Annotated in this window: 24 protein-coding genes; 19 read left to right on the top strand and 5 right to left on the bottom strand. The window is 36.9% G+C overall.

The genetic code is table 11. The features are described from left to right. Positions 1 to 34: 34 nt before the first annotated feature. The gene (locus FZ949_RS00130; protein ID WP_103580198.1) at positions 35 to 634 is read right to left on the bottom strand and encodes an outer membrane beta-barrel protein; all 600 of its coding nucleotides are present in this window, start codon (positions 632 to 634) and stop codon (positions 35 to 37) included. Positions 635 to 794: 160 nt separating this feature from the next. Here FZ949_RS00130 and FZ949_RS00125 point away from each other — a divergent pair, with 160 nt between their 5' ends. After that, complete coding sequence (locus FZ949_RS00125) at positions 795 to 1007, top strand: transcriptional regulator (protein WP_002941953.1); 213 nt, start codon at positions 795 to 797, stop codon at positions 1005 to 1007. A 130-nt stretch (positions 1008 to 1137) separates the two neighbouring features. Here FZ949_RS00125 and rho read toward each other — a convergent pair whose 3' ends face one another. Beyond that, the gene (gene rho, locus FZ949_RS00120; protein WP_107952445.1) at positions 1138 to 2478 is read right to left on the bottom strand and encodes a transcription termination factor Rho; all 1341 of its coding nucleotides are present in this window, start codon (positions 2476 to 2478) and stop codon (positions 1138 to 1140) included. Positions 2479 to 2779: 301 nt separating this feature from the next. On the opposite strand from rho, the gene FZ949_RS00115 reads away from it, so the two are divergent. Then, a complete protein-coding gene (locus tag FZ949_RS00115) occupies positions 2780 to 5164 on the top strand; it encodes a heavy metal translocating P-type ATPase (RefSeq protein WP_103580200.1) in 2385 nt (794 codons plus the stop codon). Continuing rightward, the gene (gene ccoS, locus FZ949_RS00110) at positions 5164 to 5406 is read left to right on the top strand and encodes a cbb3-type cytochrome oxidase assembly protein CcoS (RefSeq protein ID WP_084041397.1); all 243 of its coding nucleotides are present in this window, start codon (positions 5164 to 5166) and stop codon (positions 5404 to 5406) included. Before FZ949_RS00115 ends, ccoS begins: the two co-directional genes overlap by 1 nt. Here ccoS and FZ949_RS00105 read toward each other — a convergent pair. Further along, positions 5393 to 7030, bottom strand: a complete 1638-nt coding sequence (locus FZ949_RS00105) for a DNA polymerase III subunit gamma/tau (protein ID WP_148789976.1) — start codon at positions 7028 to 7030, stop codon at positions 5393 to 5395. The genes ccoS and FZ949_RS00105 overlap by 14 nt on opposite strands. A 153-nt stretch (positions 7031 to 7183) precedes the next feature. Between FZ949_RS00105 and FZ949_RS00100 the strand changes: the two genes are divergently transcribed. Further along, positions 7184 to 7789, top strand: a complete 606-nt coding sequence (locus FZ949_RS00100; protein ID WP_103580202.1) for a LysE/ArgO family amino acid transporter — start codon at positions 7184 to 7186, stop codon at positions 7787 to 7789. 162 nt (positions 7790 to 7951) lie between these two features. Here FZ949_RS00100 and glnA read toward each other — a convergent pair whose 3' ends face one another. Further along, the gene (gene glnA / locus FZ949_RS00095; RefSeq protein ID WP_103580203.1) at positions 7952 to 9382 is read right to left on the bottom strand and encodes a type I glutamate--ammonia ligase; all 1431 of its coding nucleotides are present in this window, start codon (positions 9380 to 9382) and stop codon (positions 7952 to 7954) included. A gap of 88 nt (positions 9383 to 9470) precedes the next feature. Then, positions 9471 to 10250 (bottom strand): histidinol-phosphatase, encoded by a 780-nt coding sequence (locus FZ949_RS00090; RefSeq protein ID WP_103580204.1) that lies wholly within the window; start codon positions 10248 to 10250, stop codon positions 9471 to 9473. Positions 10251 to 10385: 135 nt separating this feature from the next. Here FZ949_RS00090 and FZ949_RS00085 point away from each other — a divergent pair, with 135 nt between their 5' ends. The 15 genes from FZ949_RS00085 to rimM all read left to right on the top strand — a co-directional run. Next, positions 10386 to 11144, top strand: a complete 759-nt coding sequence (locus FZ949_RS00085) for a chemotaxis protein (protein ID WP_148789975.1) — start codon at positions 10386 to 10388, stop codon at positions 11142 to 11144. Further along, entirely contained in the window at positions 11144 to 12403 is a 1260-nt protein-coding gene (locus FZ949_RS00080) for a peptidase U32 family protein (RefSeq protein ID WP_103580206.1), read from the top strand. Before FZ949_RS00085 ends, FZ949_RS00080 begins: the two co-directional genes overlap by 1 nt. Then, positions 12400 to 12894 (top strand): 5-(carboxyamino)imidazole ribonucleotide mutase, encoded by a 495-nt coding sequence (gene purE, locus FZ949_RS00075; protein ID WP_087585835.1) that lies wholly within the window; start codon positions 12400 to 12402, stop codon positions 12892 to 12894. Before FZ949_RS00080 ends, purE begins: the two co-directional genes overlap by 4 nt. Positions 12895 to 12906: 12 nt before the next feature. Beyond that, complete coding sequence (locus FZ949_RS00070; protein ID WP_087584427.1) at positions 12907 to 13380, top strand: DUF3972 domain-containing protein; 474 nt, start codon at positions 12907 to 12909, stop codon at positions 13378 to 13380. 3 nt (positions 13381 to 13383) lie between these two features. Further along, the gene (locus tag FZ949_RS00065) at positions 13384 to 13803 is read left to right on the top strand and encodes a GyrI-like domain-containing protein (RefSeq protein WP_103580207.1); all 420 of its coding nucleotides are present in this window, start codon (positions 13384 to 13386) and stop codon (positions 13801 to 13803) included. Positions 13804 to 13808: 5 nt separating this feature from the next. After that, entirely contained in the window at positions 13809 to 15347 is a 1539-nt protein-coding gene (locus tag FZ949_RS00060) for an AbgT family transporter (protein WP_103580208.1), read from the top strand. A gap of 18 nt (positions 15348 to 15365) precedes the next feature. Next, a complete protein-coding gene (glyQ, locus tag FZ949_RS00055) occupies positions 15366 to 16226 on the top strand; it encodes a glycine--tRNA ligase subunit alpha (protein ID WP_148789974.1) in 861 nt (286 codons plus the stop codon). Positions 16227 to 16232: 6 nt separating this feature from the next. Further along, positions 16233 to 16955, top strand: a complete 723-nt coding sequence (locus FZ949_RS00050; RefSeq protein WP_148789973.1) for a Nif3-like dinuclear metal center hexameric protein — start codon at positions 16233 to 16235, stop codon at positions 16953 to 16955. Positions 16956 to 16971: 16 nt separating this feature from the next. Continuing rightward, a complete protein-coding gene (locus FZ949_RS00045; protein WP_002941798.1) occupies positions 16972 to 17679 on the top strand; it encodes a zinc ribbon domain-containing protein in 708 nt (235 codons plus the stop codon). An 8-nt stretch (positions 17680 to 17687) separates the two neighbouring features. After that, positions 17688 to 18824: a lipid IV(A) 3-deoxy-D-manno-octulosonic acid transferase gene (gene waaA / locus FZ949_RS00040; RefSeq protein WP_148789972.1), complete on the top strand. Its 1137-nt coding sequence runs from the start codon at positions 17688 to 17690 to the stop codon at positions 18822 to 18824. Then, positions 18821 to 19579: an RluA family pseudouridine synthase gene (locus FZ949_RS00035; protein WP_103580213.1), complete on the top strand. Its 759-nt coding sequence runs from the start codon at positions 18821 to 18823 to the stop codon at positions 19577 to 19579. The genes waaA and FZ949_RS00035 overlap by 4 nt, the downstream gene beginning before the upstream one ends. Positions 19580 to 19641: 62 nt before the next feature. After that, complete coding sequence (ffh, locus tag FZ949_RS00030) at positions 19642 to 20982, top strand: signal recognition particle protein (protein WP_103580214.1); 1341 nt, start codon at positions 19642 to 19644, stop codon at positions 20980 to 20982. Positions 20983 to 21054: 72 nt separating this feature from the next. Continuing rightward, positions 21055 to 21282: a 30S ribosomal protein S16 gene (gene rpsP, locus FZ949_RS00025; protein ID WP_009293992.1), complete on the top strand. Its 228-nt coding sequence runs from the start codon at positions 21055 to 21057 to the stop codon at positions 21280 to 21282. After that, entirely contained in the window at positions 21282 to 21524 is a 243-nt protein-coding gene (locus FZ949_RS00020) for a KH domain-containing protein (protein ID WP_103580215.1), read from the top strand. The genes rpsP and FZ949_RS00020 overlap by 1 nt, the downstream gene beginning before the upstream one ends. Beyond that, positions 21517 to 21998, top strand: a 482-nt coding sequence (gene rimM, locus FZ949_RS00015; protein ID WP_148790045.1) for a ribosome maturation factor RimM, incomplete at its 3' end; no start/stop codon positions are given. The genes FZ949_RS00020 and rimM, both read left to right, overlap by 8 nt.

Below are 21998 nucleotides of genomic sequence, written 5' to 3'. Positions count from 1 at the left end.
TCAAATTTACTTTTAAATTTGAGCTTGCGAGTGATTAAAATTTATATGTATATCCCATATAAAGACCAACGTTTGTCTCTTTTATTTTTGCATTATCATATTTTGTTATAGCGCTATATTTTGTTCTATCTGCTTTTACACCAAACTCAACTGCATTGTTTTCGTTGATAGAGTATTCAGCACCAATTCTTGCACCTAGTATCCAGCCATTTGTATTAGCTTTTTCCGAGCCGTCATGAATATCAAATACATCCATTTTGAGCTTTGAGTAGCCAGTGTAGCCACCAAGAACTAGTTTTATGTCCTTTGTTAACTCTGGTGTATAGTCTGCGCCTACTAGAAATTTATGTGTACTCCATTTTATTACTGTACCGTCTTCATCGCCAAGTGACTTCTTTGCTTGAAAGTCGTAAATGTAAGCTCCATAAACTCTAAAACTATCAAAATCATAGCCAGCTTTTAGTCCGATACCTGGTCGAGCCTTTTTGACTTTTGATTTACCATTGTCGCTTTTTGCTGTTAATTTTGAATTAAAAGAGCAATCTCCTTCGATTCCAATAAACGCTCCTTGTGCTAAAGCAGCGGCATTAGCTAGACTTAAGTCTAAAGCAACTTTTAAGACTACATTTTTCATTTTTACTTCTTATTTAAAAAATGTTTGACTGGTATTCTAAATTTTATTGGATTAAATAAAGTTTAAATATTCAATTAAATATATAAAAAACATAAAATAATTCAATTGTTTTCTTATCAGAATAAAATTTATAAAATTACTCGAAAAAAAGGAGTGTAAAGTGGCTAAGATGACAAAACGTGATATGGCTTATCATTTAGACGTTGATGTCGCAACGCTTTACAACTGGCGAAAACACAAGCCAAACCTTTATCGTATTGTGATGCTTGGATTTAAATTTGATGAGCTTATCGAGCAGAGTAAAAAGACTTGCAACGAGCTTTGCGAATATGAAAATTTAATCAATCAAGACATAGAAAAATTTAGTAAATAATCGTTTAAAAATCGTAATCTCTTTTATAATAGCAATAGTTAGAAAATTCAAAATTTCTAAGATATTTTTAGCTAGATATTTTAAGTGAAGAAATTTGAGCTCAAAGCAAGCGCTTCAAGCTCAGTTAAATTTACTCGTTTAGGATAGATAGAAGCTCTTTGTTATCTTTTGTTTTTAGCATTTTTGCATACAAGAATTTAAGCGCTTCGACATCGTCCATTGTAGCGATCGCAGAGCGGATAGCCCAAATTTTTTGAAGCTCATCAGGTTTTTGAAGTAGCTCTTCTTTTCTGGTACCTGATTTTAGAACGTTGATAGCTGGATAAATTCTGCGGTCTGAGATATTGCGGTCAAGCACGATCTCGCTGTTTCCAGTACCTTTAAACTCTTCAAATATAACTTCGTCCATGCGTGAGCCAGTGTCAATTAGCGCAGTTGCGATGATGGTTAGCGAGCCACCATACTCGATGTTTCTAGCTGCTCCAAAGAAGCGTTTTGGCTTGTGAAGAGCGTTTGCGTCCACGCCGCCTGTTAGCACCTTGCCACTTGGCGGGGTCACTGTGTTGTAGGCGCGCGCTAGACGGGTTATACTGTCAAGCAAGATGATGACGTCTTTGCCCATCTCAACTAGACGTTTTGCTTTTTCGATGACAAGCTCTGCTACGCGGACGTGATTAAGCGCTGGTAGATCAAATGTCGAGCTAAAAACCTCACCTTTTACGCAGCGCTGCATATCGGTAACTTCTTCTGGTCTTTCATCGACCAAAAGCACCATTAGCTGGGCTTCTGGGTGATTTTTGGCGATGCCGTGAGCTAGCTCTTTCATAAGCTCAGTTTTACCACTTCTTGGAGGTGCGACGATGAGGCCACGTTGACCCTTGCCAATAGGCGTGAAAAGATCAAGCACGCGGCCCGTTAGCTTCATCGGATCATACTCTAAATTTAGCTTTTCAGTTGGAAAAAGTGGAGTTAGGTTGTCAAAGAGTGGCCTCTCTTTTGCGTCTGCTAGAGGCATGTAGTTTACCGCTTCTATCTTTAAAAGGGCGTAGTATTTTTCCTGATCTTTTGGCTCTCTTACTTGGCCGGTGATGATGTCGCCCACACGAAGTGCAAATTTGCGGATTTGAGAGTTTGAAACATAGGCGTCATTTGAGCTATCGCTTAAATTTGCATCAACGGCTCTTAAAAAGCCATAACCTTCGTTTGTGATCTCCAAAATTCCAGTAAATAGTATAAAGCCGCCTTGTTTTGTCTGGGTTTTTAGTATCTCAAATATCAAATCCTGCCTACGAAATTCTCGCGGATTTTCGACGCCAACGCTATTTGCGATCTGCACTAGCTCATCTAAACTAAGCGTTCTTAGCTCTTCGATCTTGTGTCCGTCTACTGGTATGTGTGTTCTTGATGCTTGATGTTTTTTTGTAGTTTTTGTGCTTTGAGTAACACTTTGCTCGGTTTGGTTATTTTCCATATTTCCTCTTTAAATGCGGGGATAATTTTGCAGAATTTCTAGGTTTCAAAAAGAAGTTTTTGAAAGTTTTGGCATTTTATAAAAATAAAACTTTGTTGTCAAGAAATGGTATAAAATAAAATTTTTGCTCAAAAATGGTTGATTTGCTATAATCTCGCCATTTTATAACGGTAATAAAAAAAGAAATTTGTGCCTATTTTTGCAGTTTGTCTACCATAAAATTTATGTATTTAAATTATGGTGCGTAATAGGCATGTGATGCAATAATATTGGTAAAAATTTTAGATAAAAGAAAGTAAAAATGCCACAAAGTAGATGTGCTCATTGTAGATTAAAATTTGATGAAAGTGTGATGATATTAAATGAAAGCGGACTTAAATTTTGCTGTGTTGGTTGCAAAGGCGTTTATGAAATTTTAAATGAAAATGGGCTTAGCGAGTTTTATGAACGTCTTGGTAAAAATACACTTACACCGGCAAGCAACGGTGCAAATATCAAAAATTTAGCGGCAAATTTTAGCGAGCTTGTGACAAAAGAGGGCGACTTTAGTCAAATTTCATTTTTAATCGATGGCATCACTTGCTCAGCTTGCATCTGGCTACTTGAAAAGGCACTTTTTAGCTTGCCGGGTGTCTTGGAGGTAAATATCAACTCGCTTAATCAAAAAGCGGTTATTGTTTTTGATGAACAAGAGCTTTTAATAGAGCAGATAATTAAAAAAATTTATGCCGTTGGCTACGTCCCAAAGCCCTATGCTACGAGTCAAAAAGAGGACGAACTAGCTAAGAAAAGAAGAAATTTTTACACAAAAGCATTAGTCGGTATATTTGCTACGATGAACATTATGTGGCTGGCCATTGCTCAGTATAGTGGGTATTTTAGTGGCATAAGAGGCGATATAAAAGATATCTTAAGTTTTGCGCAGTTTGTATTAGCAACGCCTGTACTTTTTTATACCGGTAGCGAGTTTTTCAAAGGAGCAAAGATAGCCATAAAAAACGCTTCGCCAAATATGGATCTGCTCGTTATCACCGGAGCTAGCATAACATATATCTACTCGATTTATGCGATGTTTACAAGAAGCGGTGAGAGCTATTTTGACTCGGTTGCGATGATCATCACCTTTGTTTTTATCGGTAAATTTTTAGAAATTTTGGGTAAGAAAAAGGCACTTGAGACTTCAAATTTTTTAAATGATATGCTGCTTGCAAAGGTGTGCGTTTTAGAAGATGGTAAGGATATTTTAAAAAAAGAACCAAGAGATGTAAATTTGGGTGAAAAGATCGTGCTTAGATCAGGCGAGAGGGCGCTACTTGATGGAGTAGTGCTTAGTGGCGAGGCAAGCGTGGATAGCTCAAGTCTAACGGGAGAGAGCCTGCCTGTGACCTTGGGAGTGGGGCAAGAGGTAAAAAGTGGTGTCATTTGCCAAAATGGACAAATCATCTATGAAGCAAAGGAAATTTTTAAAAATTCTTATCTAAATCAGCTTATAAATTTGCTCCAAAATGCAGAGCTAAAAAAGCCAAATATCGAGCTAGTAGTCAATAAAATCGCTTCTAAATTTTCTCTTAGCGTGCTGACGTTAGCATTTTTTACATTTTGGTTTTGGTACTTTAAATTTGGCTTTTCAGAAGCTATTGTCACGGCTGTTAGCGTCATCGTGATCGCTTGCCCTTGCGCGCTTGCTCTTGCCACGCCAGTTAGTAGTGTCTGTGCCCTTGGTGTGGCCTTTAAAAATAGAGTACTTTTTAAAGAGGCTAAATTTTTTGAAAGCCTTGCAAAGTGCGATGTAGCGGTATTTGATAAGACTGGTACACTCACAAAGGCGGAATTTGAAGTTAGTGATTTTTTCATAAAAGAGAGCATAAGCTTAGATGAAATTTATTCGCTAGCTCTTATATCAAATCATCAGATAAGCGTGGCAGTGGCTAAATTTTTAAACCAAAAAGGCGCAAGGAAAATAGAGCTTAAAAATACAAATTTAAGCGTGGCAAAGGGTGTTGAGGCTGAAATTTCAGGTAAAAAATTTTATGCAGGAAGCAAACGATTTTTAGTTGAAAATGGTATTAGTTTTGATGAAGCTGAAGAAAATGTGAGCTTTTTTGTGGGGCTTAATGGTGAGCTAGTGGCGAAATTTTACCTAAAAGATAGCATAAAACCTGAAGCAAAGGCTTTGATAGACGAGCTAAAGAGCGCTGGCATGAAAGTGTGTATCTTAAGTGGCGACGTACAAAAAGTGGTAAAAAACGTGGCAGATGATCTTGGCGTGAGTGAGTTTAGAGCAGAGATGTTGCCTGAAACGAAAGCTAAATTTATAAGCGAACTAAAAGAGCAGGGCAAAAAGGTGCTAATGGTAGGGGACGGCATAAACGACGCAGCAGCGCTTAGCCTTGCTCATGTTGCCATTTGTATGGGAAGCGGGGCGGCAATAAGCTTAGAAAGAAGCGATGTAGTGCTACTTGATGATAGTTTAAAAAGTCTAGCGAAGGCCGTAAAAATCTCGAAATTTACTTACAAAACGATAAAGCAAAATTTGCTCTTTTGCCTTCTTTATAATGTTCTTGCTCTGCCATTTGCCGTATGTGGCTACGTCATTCCGCTATTTGCTGCGCTTTTTATGTCGCTTAGCTCGCTAAGTGTTATCTTAAACTCGCTTTATATTGTTAGAAAATTTAAGGAAAAATAATGGATAGCGCGACACTTGCGATGCTGGTTTTTATCTCGGTTTTGATGGGAGCATTTTTGCTTTTTGGCGTACTTTGGGGGATAAAAAATAAGCAATTTGAGGACTACCGAAAATTTTTAGACGGAGCAAATTTGGACGATGAAGATGCACTAAATGAAGCTTATGAGTTAGAGCTTCGCAAAAAAGAAGCTCTAAAAAAGAGGCTAGAGGCTAGCAGTAAAGATAAGGCTAGCTCTCGATAGTTGGCTCGCCAAAAAGTCTATTAGCCTCTTTTAGCACACCTTGTTCTCTTTGCCTTTGAAGCTCTTCTGGCGTTTTTGGCTCTTTATTTAGCATCAAAGAAAAGTTATTTTTCTCGTTTTGCAGCTCGCTTTTTATCTCGATTTTTGACTCGTTTTTAGTTTCAATGTTATTTGCATTTAGTCTTGAAATTTCCTCATCAAGCTCGTCTAATTCGCTTTTTTCATTATTTTCTAAAAAGGCTTTAGGCGTCTTAGTTTGTACTTTTTGCTCATCACTCTTTGCATTTACTATTTTGGCATTTTGTCCAAAAAGCGTACGCAATATCTCATTTAAAATTTTCCAATTTTTCTTAAAATATTCAAGATTTTCATCTTTTGCATTTACTATCAGTCCAAGCTCATTATTATTAAAAAAGCTAAATTCTACAAATTCTTTAAAAAACTCGCCAAGATCATAATTTCTATCATAAATTTTTGTTAAGAATAGTTCGTATGGACCTTGCATTTTAGCAGGAGCTGCTTGGCTTTTTTGAGTGATGACTTCTGTGATTTGAGTGGAATTTTCGCTATTTTTTGAGATCACTTCATTTATAGCGTCATCAATATCTTGTAAATTTAGCGCTTCTATCATCATAAAAAGCATTAGCATTAGTACAAAGCCATTATCGCTACTTACATTTAGCATACCTTTAGCTTGTGCCAAAATCCTAAAAAATCTCTCATAAACAAGTAGTGAAATTTTTGAGTCGTTTTCTATAAATTTTTGCTTTAAATTTGCCAAAATTTCATCTATTATCATCTCTGGATCGTAGCTTTCAAGTTCGCTTACAAGCACTCTGATAGCATTTTTATCATGATTTAAAACATGAGTTATTATATCTTCGATCTTTTCTGGATCAAGAAGTCCTAACATCGATGCTACGCCATTTGCCGTGACATTATTTGCGCCGTAAATGATAGCTTGATCAAGAAGTGTCAAAGTATCTCTTAACGATCCTCCGCCACTTCTTGCTAAAATTTCAAGTGCCTCTTTTTCATAGCTAATGCCTTCTTTACTTAAAATAAACTCAAGATGTTTAATGATGCTGTATCTGCTTATTTGCTTAAACCTAAAATGCTGCGTTCTTGAAAGTACCGTTGTTGGGAGTTTTAATGGATCAGTCGTCGCTAGGATAAATTTTACATAGTTTGGTGGCTCTTCAAGCGTTTTTAAAAGAGCGTTAAATGCCTCTTTGGTTAGCATATGCACTTCGTCAATTATAAAAATTTTATATCTTGCCATTGCTGGAGCATATTTTGTTTGCTCTATTAGCTCTCTTATATCATCTATCTTTCTGTGGCTAGCAGCGTCCATTTCGATGATGTCCATATGTCTTGACTCATTTGCCATTATGCATTGTGAGCATACTTCACATGGCTTTGAAGTAGGTCCTTTTTCGCACACTAAAGCTTTTGAAAATATCCTAGCACTTGAAGTTTTACCACTGCCTCTAAGCCCAGAAAACAGATATGCGTGGCTTATGCGACCCTCATCAAGTGCGTGTATTAGGCTTTTGCTAACTGCTTCTTGACCTATGAGCTCGTCAAAATTTTTAGGTCGATATTTTAAGGCTAGCGCTTGCAAGAGAACATCCTTTTTTTTGTTATTTGGTTATAGATTTTATAAAAAAAGGTATAAATTTATGATTATTTATCCTTTTCATATAGTTAAAATTTTCGATCTTTTAGATTGCTTTTAGTTAAATTTTAGATAATTGGTAATTTAAAAAGGATGAAAATGTCTGCATTTTGGAGTGGATTTTTTACAAATTTATCTTTAATATTATCTATCGGCGCGCAAAATGCATTTGTTTTGAAGCAGGGTATAAAAAAGGAACATGTTTTCACAGTTTGCTTAATATGCGCATTTAGTGATGCCTTGCTTATATTTGCTGGAGTTTTTGGTTTTGCAAAAGTGCTACAAAAATTTGAGTTTTTTAAACAGGTTGCCATATATGGTGGTTTTATCTTTTTATTTGTCTATAGTCTAAAGAGTTTGTATGGTGCATTTAAAAATCCCAAAAGCCTTCTTCCTAGTGCGCAACACGAGTCAAAATTTAGCAAAATAGTGCTTTTGACGCTTGCTTTTACTTGGCTAAATCCTCACGTCTATCTTGATACGATGCTTTTAATAGGATCTATTTCAACAAAATTTGGAGATGAAAATATAATTTTTGGCATCGGTGCTAGTCTTGCATCGCTATTTTTCTTCTTTTCTTTAGGATATGGAGCAAGAGTTCTCACTCCAGTTTTTGCAAAAGAATTTTCATGGAAAATTTTAGAAATTTTTGTTGGGATTATTATGCTTCTAATCTCTTTTAGTTTACTTTTTACTAAAGTATAGATAAGATACATAAAATTTTACGCTAAATATTTTGTATTTTTATATGTATTAAAAATTTACATATTATTAATGTAAGATGCATTGATATGTACGACGGAGATTTTATGTTTTAAATTTGATTAAAAAAGTCTCCAAGCCCAAAATGAGCTTGGAGATTGCGTTTTAGCAAGAGAAGCAGGTTTTAAACTCATAAGCGGTTGGGCGCGCTTCGTAAGGCCAAACTTGAGTTTCAAATTTGAAGTGTTGATATGTATCTATGAAAAGATCACTCATTATTGGTTTTAAGTATTCATTATCGCGAATTAGCGCTTCTAAACTGCCACGAAGTGTGTGTGGAAGCTGTTCTATGCCACGCTCTCTGATCTCATCAAGATGAAGTTTAAATAAATTTTCATCCATCGGACCAACTGGCTCGTATTTATTTTTAACGCCGTCAAGTCCCGCCATTAGCATCGCTGAGAAGGCTAGATAAGGGTTTGCTGTGCTATCTGGAAACCTCATCTCAGCCCTAACTGACTTCTCGCCAGCGCCGTAAGGTATGCGGATGCTCGCTGAGCGGTTTTGGCTAGAGTATGTTAGGATAGACGGTGCTTCAAAGCCTGGGATTAGGCGTTTGTAGCTATTTGTGCTTGGGTTAGTAAAGGCTGCAACGCTTCTTGCGTGTTTTAAAACACCACCAATATAGTATCTTGCGAAATCACTTAAATTTGCGTAGTTGCCCTCTTTATAGAATAAATTTTTACCATCTTTCCAGACTGATTGATGCACGTGCATGCCGCTTCCGTTATCGCCATAAAGTGGTTTTGGCATAAATGTAACTGTCTTGCCATTTAGGTGAGCCACCATGCGAACGACGTATTTGTAGATTTGAACATTATCGGCGGCTTCGACTAGATTGCCAAATTTCACGCCGATCTCACCTTGTCCTTGAGCGACTTCGTGATGACCCAAAAAGACTTCAAGGCCAACTTGCTCTAAAACTTGCATCATTTCAGCTCTTAGATCTACCATGCTATCTATCGGCTGAGTCATCAAGTAGCCGCCTTTTCTGCGTGGGCGATGACCTGTGTTGTAGCTATCTTTAAAGTCAGTAGCGTCGTTCCACTCGCCTTCTTCGCTATCTACTTGATACATCGCGCAGTTTGGGCTATCGATGATTTTGACGTTATCAAAGACAAAAAATTCATTCTCAGGGCCAAAGTAAGCCTCATCGCCAAGTCCGCTATCTTTTACGTATTGCATTGCTCTTTTAGCAATTGAGCGAGGGCATTTTTCATAAATTTGACCTTTGTAAATGTCGTAAATATCGCAAAAAACAACAACTGTAATATCAGAAGTAAATGGGTCTAAAAATGCAGTTGTAGCTTCTGGCTTCATTATCATATCGCTCTTATCGATTGGTTGCCAGCCATGCATAGAGCTAGCGTCCATTGGGATGCCATTTATAAAATTTTCTTTCGTAACAGCTTTTATGTTGTAACTAATGCTATGCCAAGCACCACCTAAATCAGTAAATCTAAAATCAACAAATTTGACTTCATTTTCTTTACAAAAATCAAAAAAATGATCTATATTTTGGACGAATTTTCCCACTTTTTTCTCCTTTTAATTTTTAAATTTTTCGTATTCTATCATAAAACCTAATATTTAAGATTAAATTTATATTTTATTTGAACCCAATCTAAAATTTTACTAATTCTCTATCTCTATTTTTAAATATTGCACACTTTGAATAACCTAAATCTCTAGCTATTTGCTCGCAAATTTCACCATTTTTACCGATATCTTCTTTTGCGTGAGCATCTGAGCCAAAGGTGATGATTATATCTTTTTCGGCTATTAGTTCAAGTAAATTTACGCTTGGATATTGCTCGCCGATAGGTTTTCTAAAGCCAGCGGCATTTATCTCAACAACTAAATCTGCTTCTTTTATCGCATTTACTGCATTTTTAGCTAAAATCCTAACATCCTTTTTTGGCAAAAATTTAAAAAGTTTTAAAAGATCGATATGCCCCATAATGTCAAATTTGCCAAGCTTGGCCGATCTTTCTACATGATCAAAATACTCTTGCCAAATCTGATCCAAGTCTTTGCCCTCGTAGCCACCAATAAATTCTGGATTATCAAATGCCCAGCCGTTAAAAAAATGCACGGAGCCTATCAGATAATCGACCTTTCTAGCAAAAACTCGCTCATCCATAAATCCATCTAAAAAATCCATCTCATAGCCAAGTAAAATTTCTATCTCACTGCTAAATTCATCTCTTAAATGTAAAATTTCGTCTTCATAGCCTTGCATTTCATCAAAGCTCATTCTGTAAGCTTCATCGTAGTTCATCGGTGCGTGATCGCTAAAGCCAAAGTATTTTGTGCCAGCTTTTATTGCATTTTGTACATACTCTCTTGGCTCGCCAACCGCGTGCTTGCAAAGTGGCGTATGGTTGTGAAGATCGACGGTCATTTTTAGCCTTTTAAGGTCATTTATTTTTAAAAATGCTATCTAAAAATTTATAAATTTAAAGATAAAAGCATTGCCTTTAAACTTACTTTTTATTTAAATCCTATATAATCAAGCCAAATTTTATTAGGAGCTTTTATGACCCAAGAGGAACTTGACGCACTTATGGCAGGTGGACTAGATAATGAGTTGGATGATGTAAAAGAAGATGCTGGCCAAGAGGTTGCGGACGTCAAAGAGGATATGGACGAGGTAACAGAAGTTGCAGAAGCAATCGATACTAAAGATGAGCCACAGTCAAAATCAGAAAGTAATTCAAAGAATGCAGAAAACTACAGAGTGAGTGCAGATGGCGTTTGGCCACCACCACCACCAACGGAAGATCACAAAATGGTTCATCAGCTTGACGATGTGACAAGAGATAGCGAAGAAAAAGCTACTCAGATGTTTGATAAGCTTGAGACGATAAATAACTTTTTTATGGACGCTGAGAGCGACTCAAATAGCCTAAAAGACACAATAAACTCAAATATTGAGCTATTTACGACGCTAAGTAAGAAATTTCCAAATATTGCCGCATTTAGCGAAGCTTTGGAGAAAAACAACTCACTTCTTGGCACGATCGATAATATCATCGGAAATTTACAAATGGGACAAGATGAGATCATGATGGCTATGGATATGATGCAGTATCAAGACATCCATAGGCAAAAGATTGAGCGTGTTATCAACGTTATGAGAGCACTTAGCAAATATATGAATACCTTATTTGAAGGTAAAATCGACGATGATAAGCGTGTTAGCTCCGCTGTTCACATCGCTGGCGATACAACGACTGAAAATCTTGTCAGCAACGACGATATCGAAGCCTTGATAGAAAGTTTGGGTAAAAAATAGTGCTAAAAAGGCCTGAGCTTTTATCTCCAGCTGGAAATTTAACAAAACTTAAAATCGCCCTTGAGTATGGAGCTGACGCTGTTTATGGCTCAGTGGCGAGCTTTTCGCTTCGCACTCGTTCGGCGCGCGAATTTAACCTTGAAACATTCAAGGAGGCGATAGACTACACACATGCAAAGGGAAAGAAATTTTATGCGACCATAAATGCTTTTCCTTTTAACTCTCAGATCGAGCCACTAAAAAGGCACTTGCAAACCATCTCAGCGATGAAGCCAGATGCCTTTATCATCGCAACTCCAGGAGTCATGAGTCTAGCAAAAGCCATCGCTCCTGATATCGAGATACACCTCTCAACTCAGGCAAATGTCATGAATGTGCTTGATGCAAAAATTTATCACGATATGGGTGCAAAACGTATCGTCGTAGCACGCGAGATGAACTTAAAAGATGTCATAAAGATAAAAGAAGAAATTCCAACTCTTGACATTGAAATTTTTGTACATGGCTCGATGTGCTTTGCCTACTCTGGTAGGTGCTTAGTAAGCTCAGTGCAAAGCGGACGTATGTCAAATCGCGGTAGCTGTGCCAACGACTGCAGGTTTAAGTATGAACTTTACGCTAAAAACGAAGAGAGTGGCGTACTTTTTCGCCTAGAGGAAGACGAACACGGCACTCATATTATGAACTCAAAAGATCTTTGCCTCATCTCTCACATCAAAGAGATCGTTGATAGCGGCGTGATAGATAGCTTAAAAATAGAAGGCCGCACAAAGAGTGAATACTACGCAGCTTGCACAGCAAGAGCCTACAAAATGGCGATAGATGATGCCATGGATGATAAATTTGACGCGCAAATTTATGAAAACGAAATAAATACGCTGAAAAATCGTGGCTTTACGGATGGCTACTTGGTGCATAGGCCTTATGAGAGAATAGATACACAAAATCATGTTAGCAGCCTAGAAGAGGGCACACATCAGGTAAATGCAATAAGCGAAGATGGCGAATTTTTTAAGTGTAAATATAAAATTTTTCCAGGCAATAGCTACGAGATCATGGCTCCTACCGGATCGGTTATAGAAGATAGTGAAAATGAAATCTCAAAGATTTATTCACAAGATGGCAAGAAATTTATCAAATTTAAGCAGCTCATCACCAAAAAAGGTAAGGTTATGAGTGAAATTCACAGTGGCAATGAAAATGAGATAAGTCTTGGTGTTAAGCTACCAAAATTTAGTTTTTTAAGGGAGAAAATATGAAATTTGTTTCTATTATAATGGGAAGTAAAAGTGACTATGAGATCGTTAGCGAGGCGGCAAAGACTCTGGAGAAATTTGGCGTAAAATATGAACTGATAATCAGCTCAGCCCATAGAAGCCCAAAAAGAACTAGTGAGTACGTCGCAAATGCTGAGAAAAAGGGCGCAAAAGTGTTTATCGCAGCTGCTGGTATGGCGGCTCACTTGGCTGGTGCAATCGCTGCAAATACAACAAAACCAGTAATAGGCATACCAATGGCAGGATCAGCTTTAAGCGGCGTTGATGCACTTTACTCAACAGTACAAATGCCAAGTGGCATGCCAGTAGCAACTCTAGCTATTGGCAAGGCCGGTGCTATAAATGCAGCCTATTTGGCGGTGCAAATTTTAGCTCTTGAAGATGATAGTCTTGCAAGTGCTTTAAAAGCCGATAGAGAGGCGAAGGTAAAGGCCTTAGAGGAAGACTCTTCAAAGGTTGAAGTGATACTGTAAAAAGGAGAAGCGGTGCAGACCTATCTTGGAGTTGATGAATTTTGCAAACTTGTGCACTTGGAGCGCGAAGTTATCGAAGATATGATAAATCGTGGCGTTTTGAAAACCAAAGAGGAAAATGGAGAAATTTTGATAGAAGCGAGCGAGGGAACGATGAGTGTTGTGCCTAGTGTTTCGCAAAATTTATCTATGCAACCGCAAGGCCAAGATGGTATCAGCTTTGTTGAAAAGACGATTGGAACGATATTAAATTTACACGAAAAGGTGCTTGACGCAAAGGATGAGACGCTAGAGACCTTAAGAAATGAGAATAAATTTTTAAAAGAGGCGCTCATTTCTATGCAAGAACTCTATGATGAGGATAGAAAAACGGTCGAGACGCTTACAAAACAGCTTAAAATTTCACAAGATGAAGTTGAATTTCTAAAACGAAAATACAAGCTCATGTGGAACCAAGCGGTTGAAAATTTTAACGGACAGAAGTAGTTTATGAAGATTATAAATTTAGAGGAAAGCTTTGAAATTTACGGAGTAAAAACTCGCACTAAAAATGAAGATGAGATAGGTGGCAAGGGTAAAATTCCAGCTCTATGGTCTAAATTTATGAGTGAGCACTATGATGGCAAGAGTGAAATTTATAGCGTTTACTGCAACTATGAAAGCGATCTTAACGGACATTACGATAACTTCATCGGCACAAGATCAAGCCACAAAAGTGATGAAAATTTAGAGATAAAAAGTGGCAAATACGCCGTTTTTAGTTTTGCAAGAGAGCCACAAAACGTAGCAAAATTTTGGGATGAAATTTGGAGATATTTTGAAAGTAGTGAGCTAAAAAGAGCCTATGAAACGGACTTTGAGCTTTACAGCAGCTACGAGATAAAAATTTATATTTCTATTTTAGGTTAGAAAAAATGAATAAAAAAAACAATAGTTCAATCTTAAGTTTTATCGAAAATTTTGGTAACAAATTACCGAATCCAACTATGCTTTTTATATATCTTTCGATTATTACGATAATAATATCGTTTGTATTAGAAAAGATGGGCGTTGGCGTAAGCTATCAGGCTATCAAAGACGGACAAATATCACAGCTTAATGCAAATGTTATAAATTTGCTTTCTGCTGATAGTCTTAGATCTTTTGTTTCGTCTGTGCTTAAAAATTTTACTAATTTTTATCCTTTAGGAGTAGTCTTTGCGATTATCCTAGGCATTGGTATTGCAGACAAGTCTGGACTTTTGTCCGCACTTATGACAAAGATTGCCTTAAAATCTTCCAAAATATGGGTAACTCCAATCGTTATTTTCCTTGGCGTAATGTCAAATGTTGCTTCCTCGGTTGGCTATGTTGTGCTAATCCCACTTGGAGCTATTTTATTTGCTGGATTTGGTCGCCATCCAATTGCTGGATTAGCTGCTGCTTTTGCTGGTGTTAGTGGCGGCTGGTCGGCAAATTTATTAATCGGTACAAATGACCCGATGTTTGCGGCATTTTCTATGCAAGCAGCTAGCGTGTTAAATCCAGATTATGTAGTGTTAGCAACTGCAAATTGGTATTTTATGATCGCTTCGACATTTTTGATCGTCTTTGTTGGCTGGTTTGTAACAGATAAAATCGTAGAGCCTAGGCTTGGTAAATTTGATTTTTTGGGTGATTTTAGCCTAAAAGAGCATAGTGAGATAAGTGCAGAGCAAAAACGTGGCTTAAAATTTTCACTAATAGCGTTGATTGTTTTTGTGATTTTACTGCTTGTGGCTATTTTGCCTTCTGACTCTTTATTTGGAGCAAAAGGCAATGAAAGCTTTATGAAGTCTACTTTTATGCATTCTATTGTTGTTTTTATGATGTTACTTTTTATAGTGGTAGGTGTCGCTTACGGCGTAGGTGCTAGGAGTATAAAAAGTAGTAATGACGCCATAAAATTTATGGAACAATCTATTTCTGAGCTATCAGGATTTTTGGTTTTGATATTTTTTGCAGCCCAGTTTACATATCTTTTTAATACCTCAAATATTGGGCTAGTGCTTTCTATAAAAGGTTCTATTTTTCTAAAAGAGGTCGGATTAACTGGACTTAGTCTTATCATAGTTTTTATTTTTTTGATCGCTTTTATAAATTTATTTATAGCTGTTGATTCTGCAAAGTGGGCTATGATGGCTCCGATTTTTGTACCAATGTTTATGAATCTTGGACTCTCGCCAGAGCTTACACAGGCTGCTTTTAGAATAGGCGACTCTACTACAAATATCATAACGCCTTTGATGCCGTTTTTTGTTTTGATAGTAGCTTTTATGCAAAAATACAATAAGGATTTAAAAATCGGATCAGTAGTTTCTATTATGCTTCCTTATACGGTTGCATTTTTAATTTCTTGGACAGCGCTAATGTCGTTTTGGTACATTTTTGATCTACCGCTAGGACCTGGTGCAGTTATACACTATGTAAAGTAAAATTTTAAAAGGAAAGCAATGACATTTTCACAAATAATATTAACACTTCAAAACTATTGGCAAGAGCAAGGTTGCGTTATACTTCAGCCATACGATATGCCTGCTGGTGCTGGAACATATCACCAAGCGACATTTTTAAGAAGCCTCGGACCAAAGCCGTGGGCTACTGCATACGTAGCTCCAAGCCGCCGTCCGACTGATGGCAGATACGGCGAAAACCCAAACCGCCTTGGCGCTTACTATCAGTTTCAAGTGCTCATAAAACCAAGCCCAGAAAATATCCAAGAGCTTTATCTAAAAAGCCTCGAAAGACTTGGTCTAAATTTGAAAAATCACGACATCCGCTTTGTCGAAGACAACTGGGAGAGCCCTACACTTGGCGCTTGGGGGCTTGGCTGGGAGGTCTGGCTAGATGGCATGGAAGTGACGCAATTTACCTATTTTCAACAAGTTGGCGGCATCGCATGCGAGCTCATATCTGGCGAGATAACATACGGTCTTGAGCGCTTAGCTATGTATCTACAAGATGTAAATAGCGTCTACGACATCGTTTGGGACGACTCTAATGGCAACATCGTAACCTACGCCGACGTTCACAAGCAAGGCGAGTATGAGTGGAGCAAATATAACTTTGAGGTGGCAAACGTTGATATGCTCTTTAACCAGTTTGAAAACGCATTTGATGAGTGCAAGCGCTGCTTGGAGGCTAAAATTTCATTGCCAGCTTACGACTACTGCATGCTTGCAGCTCATACATTTAACGTCCTTGACGCGCGCGGAGCGATCAGCGTTACGCAAAGACAAGACTATATTTTAAAAATTCGTGAGCTTGCAAAAGAGTGCGCGCTAACATATAAAGAGAGCTTAGAGCAAAAGTAAAATTTGATGAAAATAGCTGAAATTTATAAAATCTTAGATGAAATTTGCCCATTTGCGAGCCAAGAGTCTTGGGACAATAGCGGTCTGCAAGTTGGCTCATTTGATAGTGAATTTGAGCGAATTTATCTAAGCCTTGATCTTGACAGCGAGCTTTTGCAAAATGTCTTGCCAAACTCGCTCATTATCACCCACCATCCGCTCATTTTTAAAGGGCTAAAGAGCCTAGACTACAGCCTCTATCCAAGCTCACTCATAAGAGAGATGATGATAAAAAATATCTCGCTCATCTCACTTCATACAAACGCTGACCTTGCATTTTTAAATGAAAAATTTGTGACGCAGGTTTTGGGGCTTGAAATTTCAAGCAAAGAGGGCTTTTTGATCTACGTTGATGTGAAGATGAAATTTAGTGAGCTTTGTAAATTTGTAAAAGAAAAACTTGGACTTGAAAATTTAAGAGCAGTTTATGCAAAAGATGAAATTTCTAAAATTTGCATTTGCACTGGAAGTGGCGCAGATCTCATGCAAGATGTCAAAGCAGACGCCTTTTTAACGGGCGATCTAAAGTACCACCAAGCCCTTTACGCAAAGGAAAATGGACTAAATTTGATCGACATAAACCACTATGAAAGCGAGCGTTATTTTAGTGATTTTTTAGCAAAATATTTGCAAAATCTAAAAATTGAAGTTATAATAAGCAACTCTAAAAACCCATTTACATATTGCTAACAAAAAAGGAAACATTATGAATAAATATTTGCAACAATTAGTTGAATTATCTGATCTTGACAAACAAATAGATGGTTTCACGCCGCGCATACAAGAAGTAGAAAAAGCCTATAAAAGCATAGAAGAAGAGTGTGAAACTATAGCGGTTAATGTAGAAAGACTTGACGAAGAGGTAAATGATCTAAAATCACAAAAATCAGGCACAAACGCTCACATCGCAGAATTTAGCGCAAAGATCAAAGATGTAGCTAAAAAAAGCTCAAGCGCAAAAAGTGAAAAAGAGATAAAAGCGCTAGGTCTTGAAGAAGATATCGCAAAAGAGCAGCTTGAAGCAGCAAACGAAGAGATCGCTAGACTTGAAAAACTAATAGACAATAAAAATGCTCAAAAAGATGAGCTAAATGCTAAAAAAACAGAGCTTGAGGGAAATTTAGAAAAGATAAAAAGCGAGGTTTCATCTGAGCTTGAAAAGATCGAAAAAGAGCGCAAAGAGGTTTATGCTAAAAAAGATAAACTTGTCGCTGCGATGAACCAAAAGATATTAGCATTTTATGAAAAGATCAGAAAATGGGCTCACAACACAGCCGTTGTGCCTGTTAAAAAACAAGCTTGTTATGGCTGCTTCATGCAGATAAATGATAAAACTTTCTCTGCGGTTGTAAAAGGCGAAGATATCGTTACTTGCCCGCATTGTGGCAGAATTTTGTATAAACAAGAGCAATAACACGTTTCGTGATAATAATATATTATTTTTTAGCCTCAATACTCTACTTTTTTGGGGCTATTTTTCTACTTTTATTAAGTTTCAAAAAAAAATACCATAGATCGATCCCGGCACGTTTTTTTCTCTTTAATAATCCTAAATTTCAAGATGCAGATGTGCATTTTCATGCTTGCTCGTTTGGCGAGGTGCAAGCGCTTAAGCCTTTGATGCAAAAATTTGATAGCAAAGCCATAAGTGTGGTGACAAATACGGGCTTTGAAGCGGCAAGTAAAATTTGTGCTAACACGAGATTTTTGCCATTTGAAATTTTCTTGCCATTTTGGCTAAAAAAGAGCAAAATTTTAGTCATTTTTGAGGCTGAGCTTTGGCTCATGCTAGTTTTCATGGCAAAGCTAAAGGGCAGCCGCGTGATACTAATAAACGCTAGAATTTCAGATAGAAGCTATAAAAGCTACTTAAAATTTGGCTTTTTTTACAGATATCTTTTTAAATTTATAGATAAAATTTATGCCCAAAGTGAGCTTGATAAAGAGAGACTAAAAACGCTAGGAGCAGGCGAAATAGAGGTCGTTGGCAACATAAAAGCCGCGTTTTTGCCAAGTGTAAGCAAAATTTATGAAAAGCCAAAAGCTAGAGTGATCGTGCTAGCAAGCACACATGCGGGCGAAGAAGAGATGATTTTAGATAATTTAAATTTAAAAGAAAACGATCTTTTAATCATCGCACCACGCCATCCTGAGAGATTTGCAGAGGTTGAAAAGATTGCAGGCGATTACGCTAAAAAGCATGATTTTAGCTTTGCTAAATTTAGCCAAACACATAAATTTGAAGCTAAAGTAAATTTGCTTGATACTTTAGGCGAGCTTGTAAATGTCTATGCTATTAGCGATGTAGTCGTGCTTGGTGGCAGTTTTGTGCCAAATATCGGTGGGCACAATCCAATCGAGTGCGCACAATTTAACCCAGTGATAATTAGCGGCGAGTTTATATTTAACCAAAAGGCGCTATTTAGCCTAGTTGAAAACATCTATATCGCAAAGGCAAGCGAGATCGGTGGCATAATGGGTAGTGATGCTAAAAAGAGCAAGATCGCTGTGCAAGCAAGCGCTGATGCGATCATAGAAGATATAAGGAGCACTTTATGAGTGAAGAAAAAGCGTATAAAATTTTAGCTAAGCAAAAAAATATCTCAAACAACGAGGCAAAGGAGTTAATCGACAGCGGTCTTGTCTATGCCAAGGGACAAAAGGTGATGATCGCTCGTGCGCTAATGAGTGAAAACACCAAATTTAGCGTTGAAGAGATGCCAAAGCCAAGCGTTATTTTTGAGGATGAAAATTTAATAGCCATCAATAAGCCTGCTACCATAACTAGTGAAAAAATCAGTCAAATTTATAAATTTCCACTCCTTCATAGACTCGATAAAGATACGAGTGGCGTGCTGCTTCTTGTAAAAAATAATGAATTCGCAGCGCTTGCCATAAATGAGTTTAAAAAGATGAAGGTTGAGAAAATTTATGTGGCTGCGGTTAGAGGTATCATGAGCGAGGAAGTGGTCGTAAATGAGCCGATCTTAACTATAAAAAATAAAAATGGCGCCTTTTCAAAGATATCAAAAGATGGCAAAGAGGCGATCAGCGAAATTTCACCACTCATGGTTGTGGGCAAAAAAACGCTTGTAAAAGTTGCCATAAAAACAGGCAGAACACACCAGATAAGAGTGCATTTGGCTAGCTTAAATTTACCTATCGTTGGCGATGAGAAATACGGCAAAAATAGGGCAAATAGAATGTTTTTGCATGCCTATTCTATTGCTCTTTTAAACTATAAATTTAAAGCGCCGACCCCAAGAGAATTTAACTCTCTTGGATTTGAGCTATCTAATAAATTTGAAATTTAAAGAGCAATAAAGAAATTATTTAGTAATATACGCCCTTTAATAACAACTTAGAAAGGTGATTAGTGTTCGAACAAATTAGCGAGTCTTTTAGATTAGCAGTTAGCAAGATACGTTTTGTAGATGACGAAAAAGCTCTAAAAAACGCACTTGATGTGCTTAAAAAAGCTCTTTTAAAAGCTGATGTTCACCACAAAGTCACTAAAGATCTACTTACATCTATCGAAAGCGAGCTAAAGCAAACTGGCGTTGGTCAAAAGAATTTCCTAGATTCGATCAAATCAAATTTAACGACTATATTAACAGCTCCTGGCAACCAAGGCTTTGTCTATGCGCCAGTTGCACCAACTATTGTTTTGATGGCTGGCTTACAAGGTAGCGGTAAAACAACGACAACTATCAAGCTTGCAAACTATCTAAAGCTAAGAAAGAAAAAAGTTTTAGTTGCGGCTTGTGACTTGCAAAGATTGGCGGCGGTTGAGCAGCTAAGACAGCTCTGCGTTGCAAATGAGATCGATCTTTTTTATATAGAAAATGAAAATAACCCTATAAAAGTAGCAAAAGAAGCGCTAGAAAAAGCAAAAAGCGGTCTTTATGATGTGCTTTTAGTGGATACCGCAGGTCGTCTTGCGATCGATGAAAAGTTGATGCAAGAGATAAAAGATGTAAAAAATGCGATAAATCCACATGAAATTTTCTACGTAGCTGATGCTATGAGTGGACAAGATGCCGTAAAAACAGCTACAAGTTTTAATGAAATTTTGGGAATTTCTGGAGTTATCCTTTCTAAATTTGACTCTGACTCAAAGGGTGGCGTAGCTATCAGTATCGCAAAACAGCTAAATATCCCACTTAGATTTGTCGGTACTGGCGAGAAAGTAGCTGATATCGAGAGTTTTATACCAGATCGCATTGTAAGTCGTATAATGGGCGAGGGTGACTTGGCCACTTTGGTAGAGAAAACATCGACTATTATCGATGAAAAAGAGGCAAAACGTCTAAATCAAAAGATAAAAAAAGGTCAGTTTAATTTTAATGACTTTTTGGATCAAATGGAAAGCGTTAAAAAGCTTGGTAGCATGAAGTCTTTAATGGGGATGATACCTGGTCTTTCAAATATTACAAATCAGATAAAAGATATAGATCTTGATAATTCAAAAGAAATTTTACATATTAAGGCTATGATAAACTCTATGACGCAAAAAGAGCGTGAAAATCCTGAACTTTTGAATAATAGTAGAAAAAGACGTTTAGCGGCTGGTTCTGGACTTTCTCAGATAGAGGTAAATCGATTTTTAAAGCAGTTTGAAAATGCCTCAAAACTTGCTAAGAAATTTTCAGGAAAAGGTGGAGCAAAAGGACTTGCAAATATGCTTTCTCAAGCAAATTTAAAAAGACCTGTTTGATAAAAGGGTTTAAATTTGGATATTTGTTATCTAAATTTAAGCTTTATTTAAAAACAAGAGGAGAAACATAATATGGCAACAGTAGTAAGACTAACAAGAATGGGACGTAAGAAAAGACCTTTTTATCGTATAGTTGTTACAGATAGCAGAAAAAGACGCGATAGTGGCTGGATAGAAAGTATTGGTTATTACAATCCTATGGTTGAGCCAAATGTTATAAATTTCAACAAAGAGAGATTAGATTACTGGAAAAGCGTTGGTGCTAAACTTAGCGATAGAGTTGCACAAATTACAAAATAATGGTTAAAAATTTTTTATACGAATATGCCAAGTTGATTGCCGATTTTCCTGATAAAGTAAGTGTTGATCGCAAGGGACTTGGTGAAAATTTTGCTGAGATAATTATAAGTGCTGATAAGGTTGATACGGGAAAACTTATCGGCAAAGATGGCAAAATGATAAACGCTATAAAGACCGTTATTATTGGTTGTAAAGCCAAAGATAATACAAGTTATAGGGTAACGGTAAAAGCTATTGAATAGTAATATTGTTGAAGTCGCTACCATCGGAAGATGTGTTGGTTTAAAGGGCTACTTAAAGCTTCACAATAAGAGCGACTTCCCAGAACAGTTTAAAAAAGGTGCAACCTTTTTTGACAAAAACAATGATCAGCTCGTCATAAAAGACTATAATAGACAAAAAGAGCTGGTTTTGTTTGAAAATTTTGATGACTTAGATCTTGCTAAAACGCTTGTAAATAGAACTATATATACCACAAAAGAGCTTACTAGAAAAAAATGTAAACTAAAAAAAGATGAATTTTTTCAGTTTGATATTATTGGATTAAAAGTTATAGAAAGTGGTGAAAATTTGGGTATTGTAGAAGATATCCAAGATAATTTTGCAAATTCGCTTTTATATATAAAAACAGATGAAAAGCTTATTATGAGCGGCAATCCGAAGAATTTTTACATTCCATATTTAGAGCATTTTATTATAAGTGTAAATTTAGATAA

The sequence above is a fragment of the Campylobacter concisus genome (genome assembly GCF_902460545.1).
GTDB classification, from domain to species: Bacteria; Campylobacterota; Campylobacteria; order Campylobacterales; family Campylobacteraceae; genus Campylobacter_A; species Campylobacter_A concisus_AE.
The sequence above is the reverse complement of the archived record's forward strand: the minus strand, read 5'-3'. Positions and strand labels throughout refer to the sequence as shown.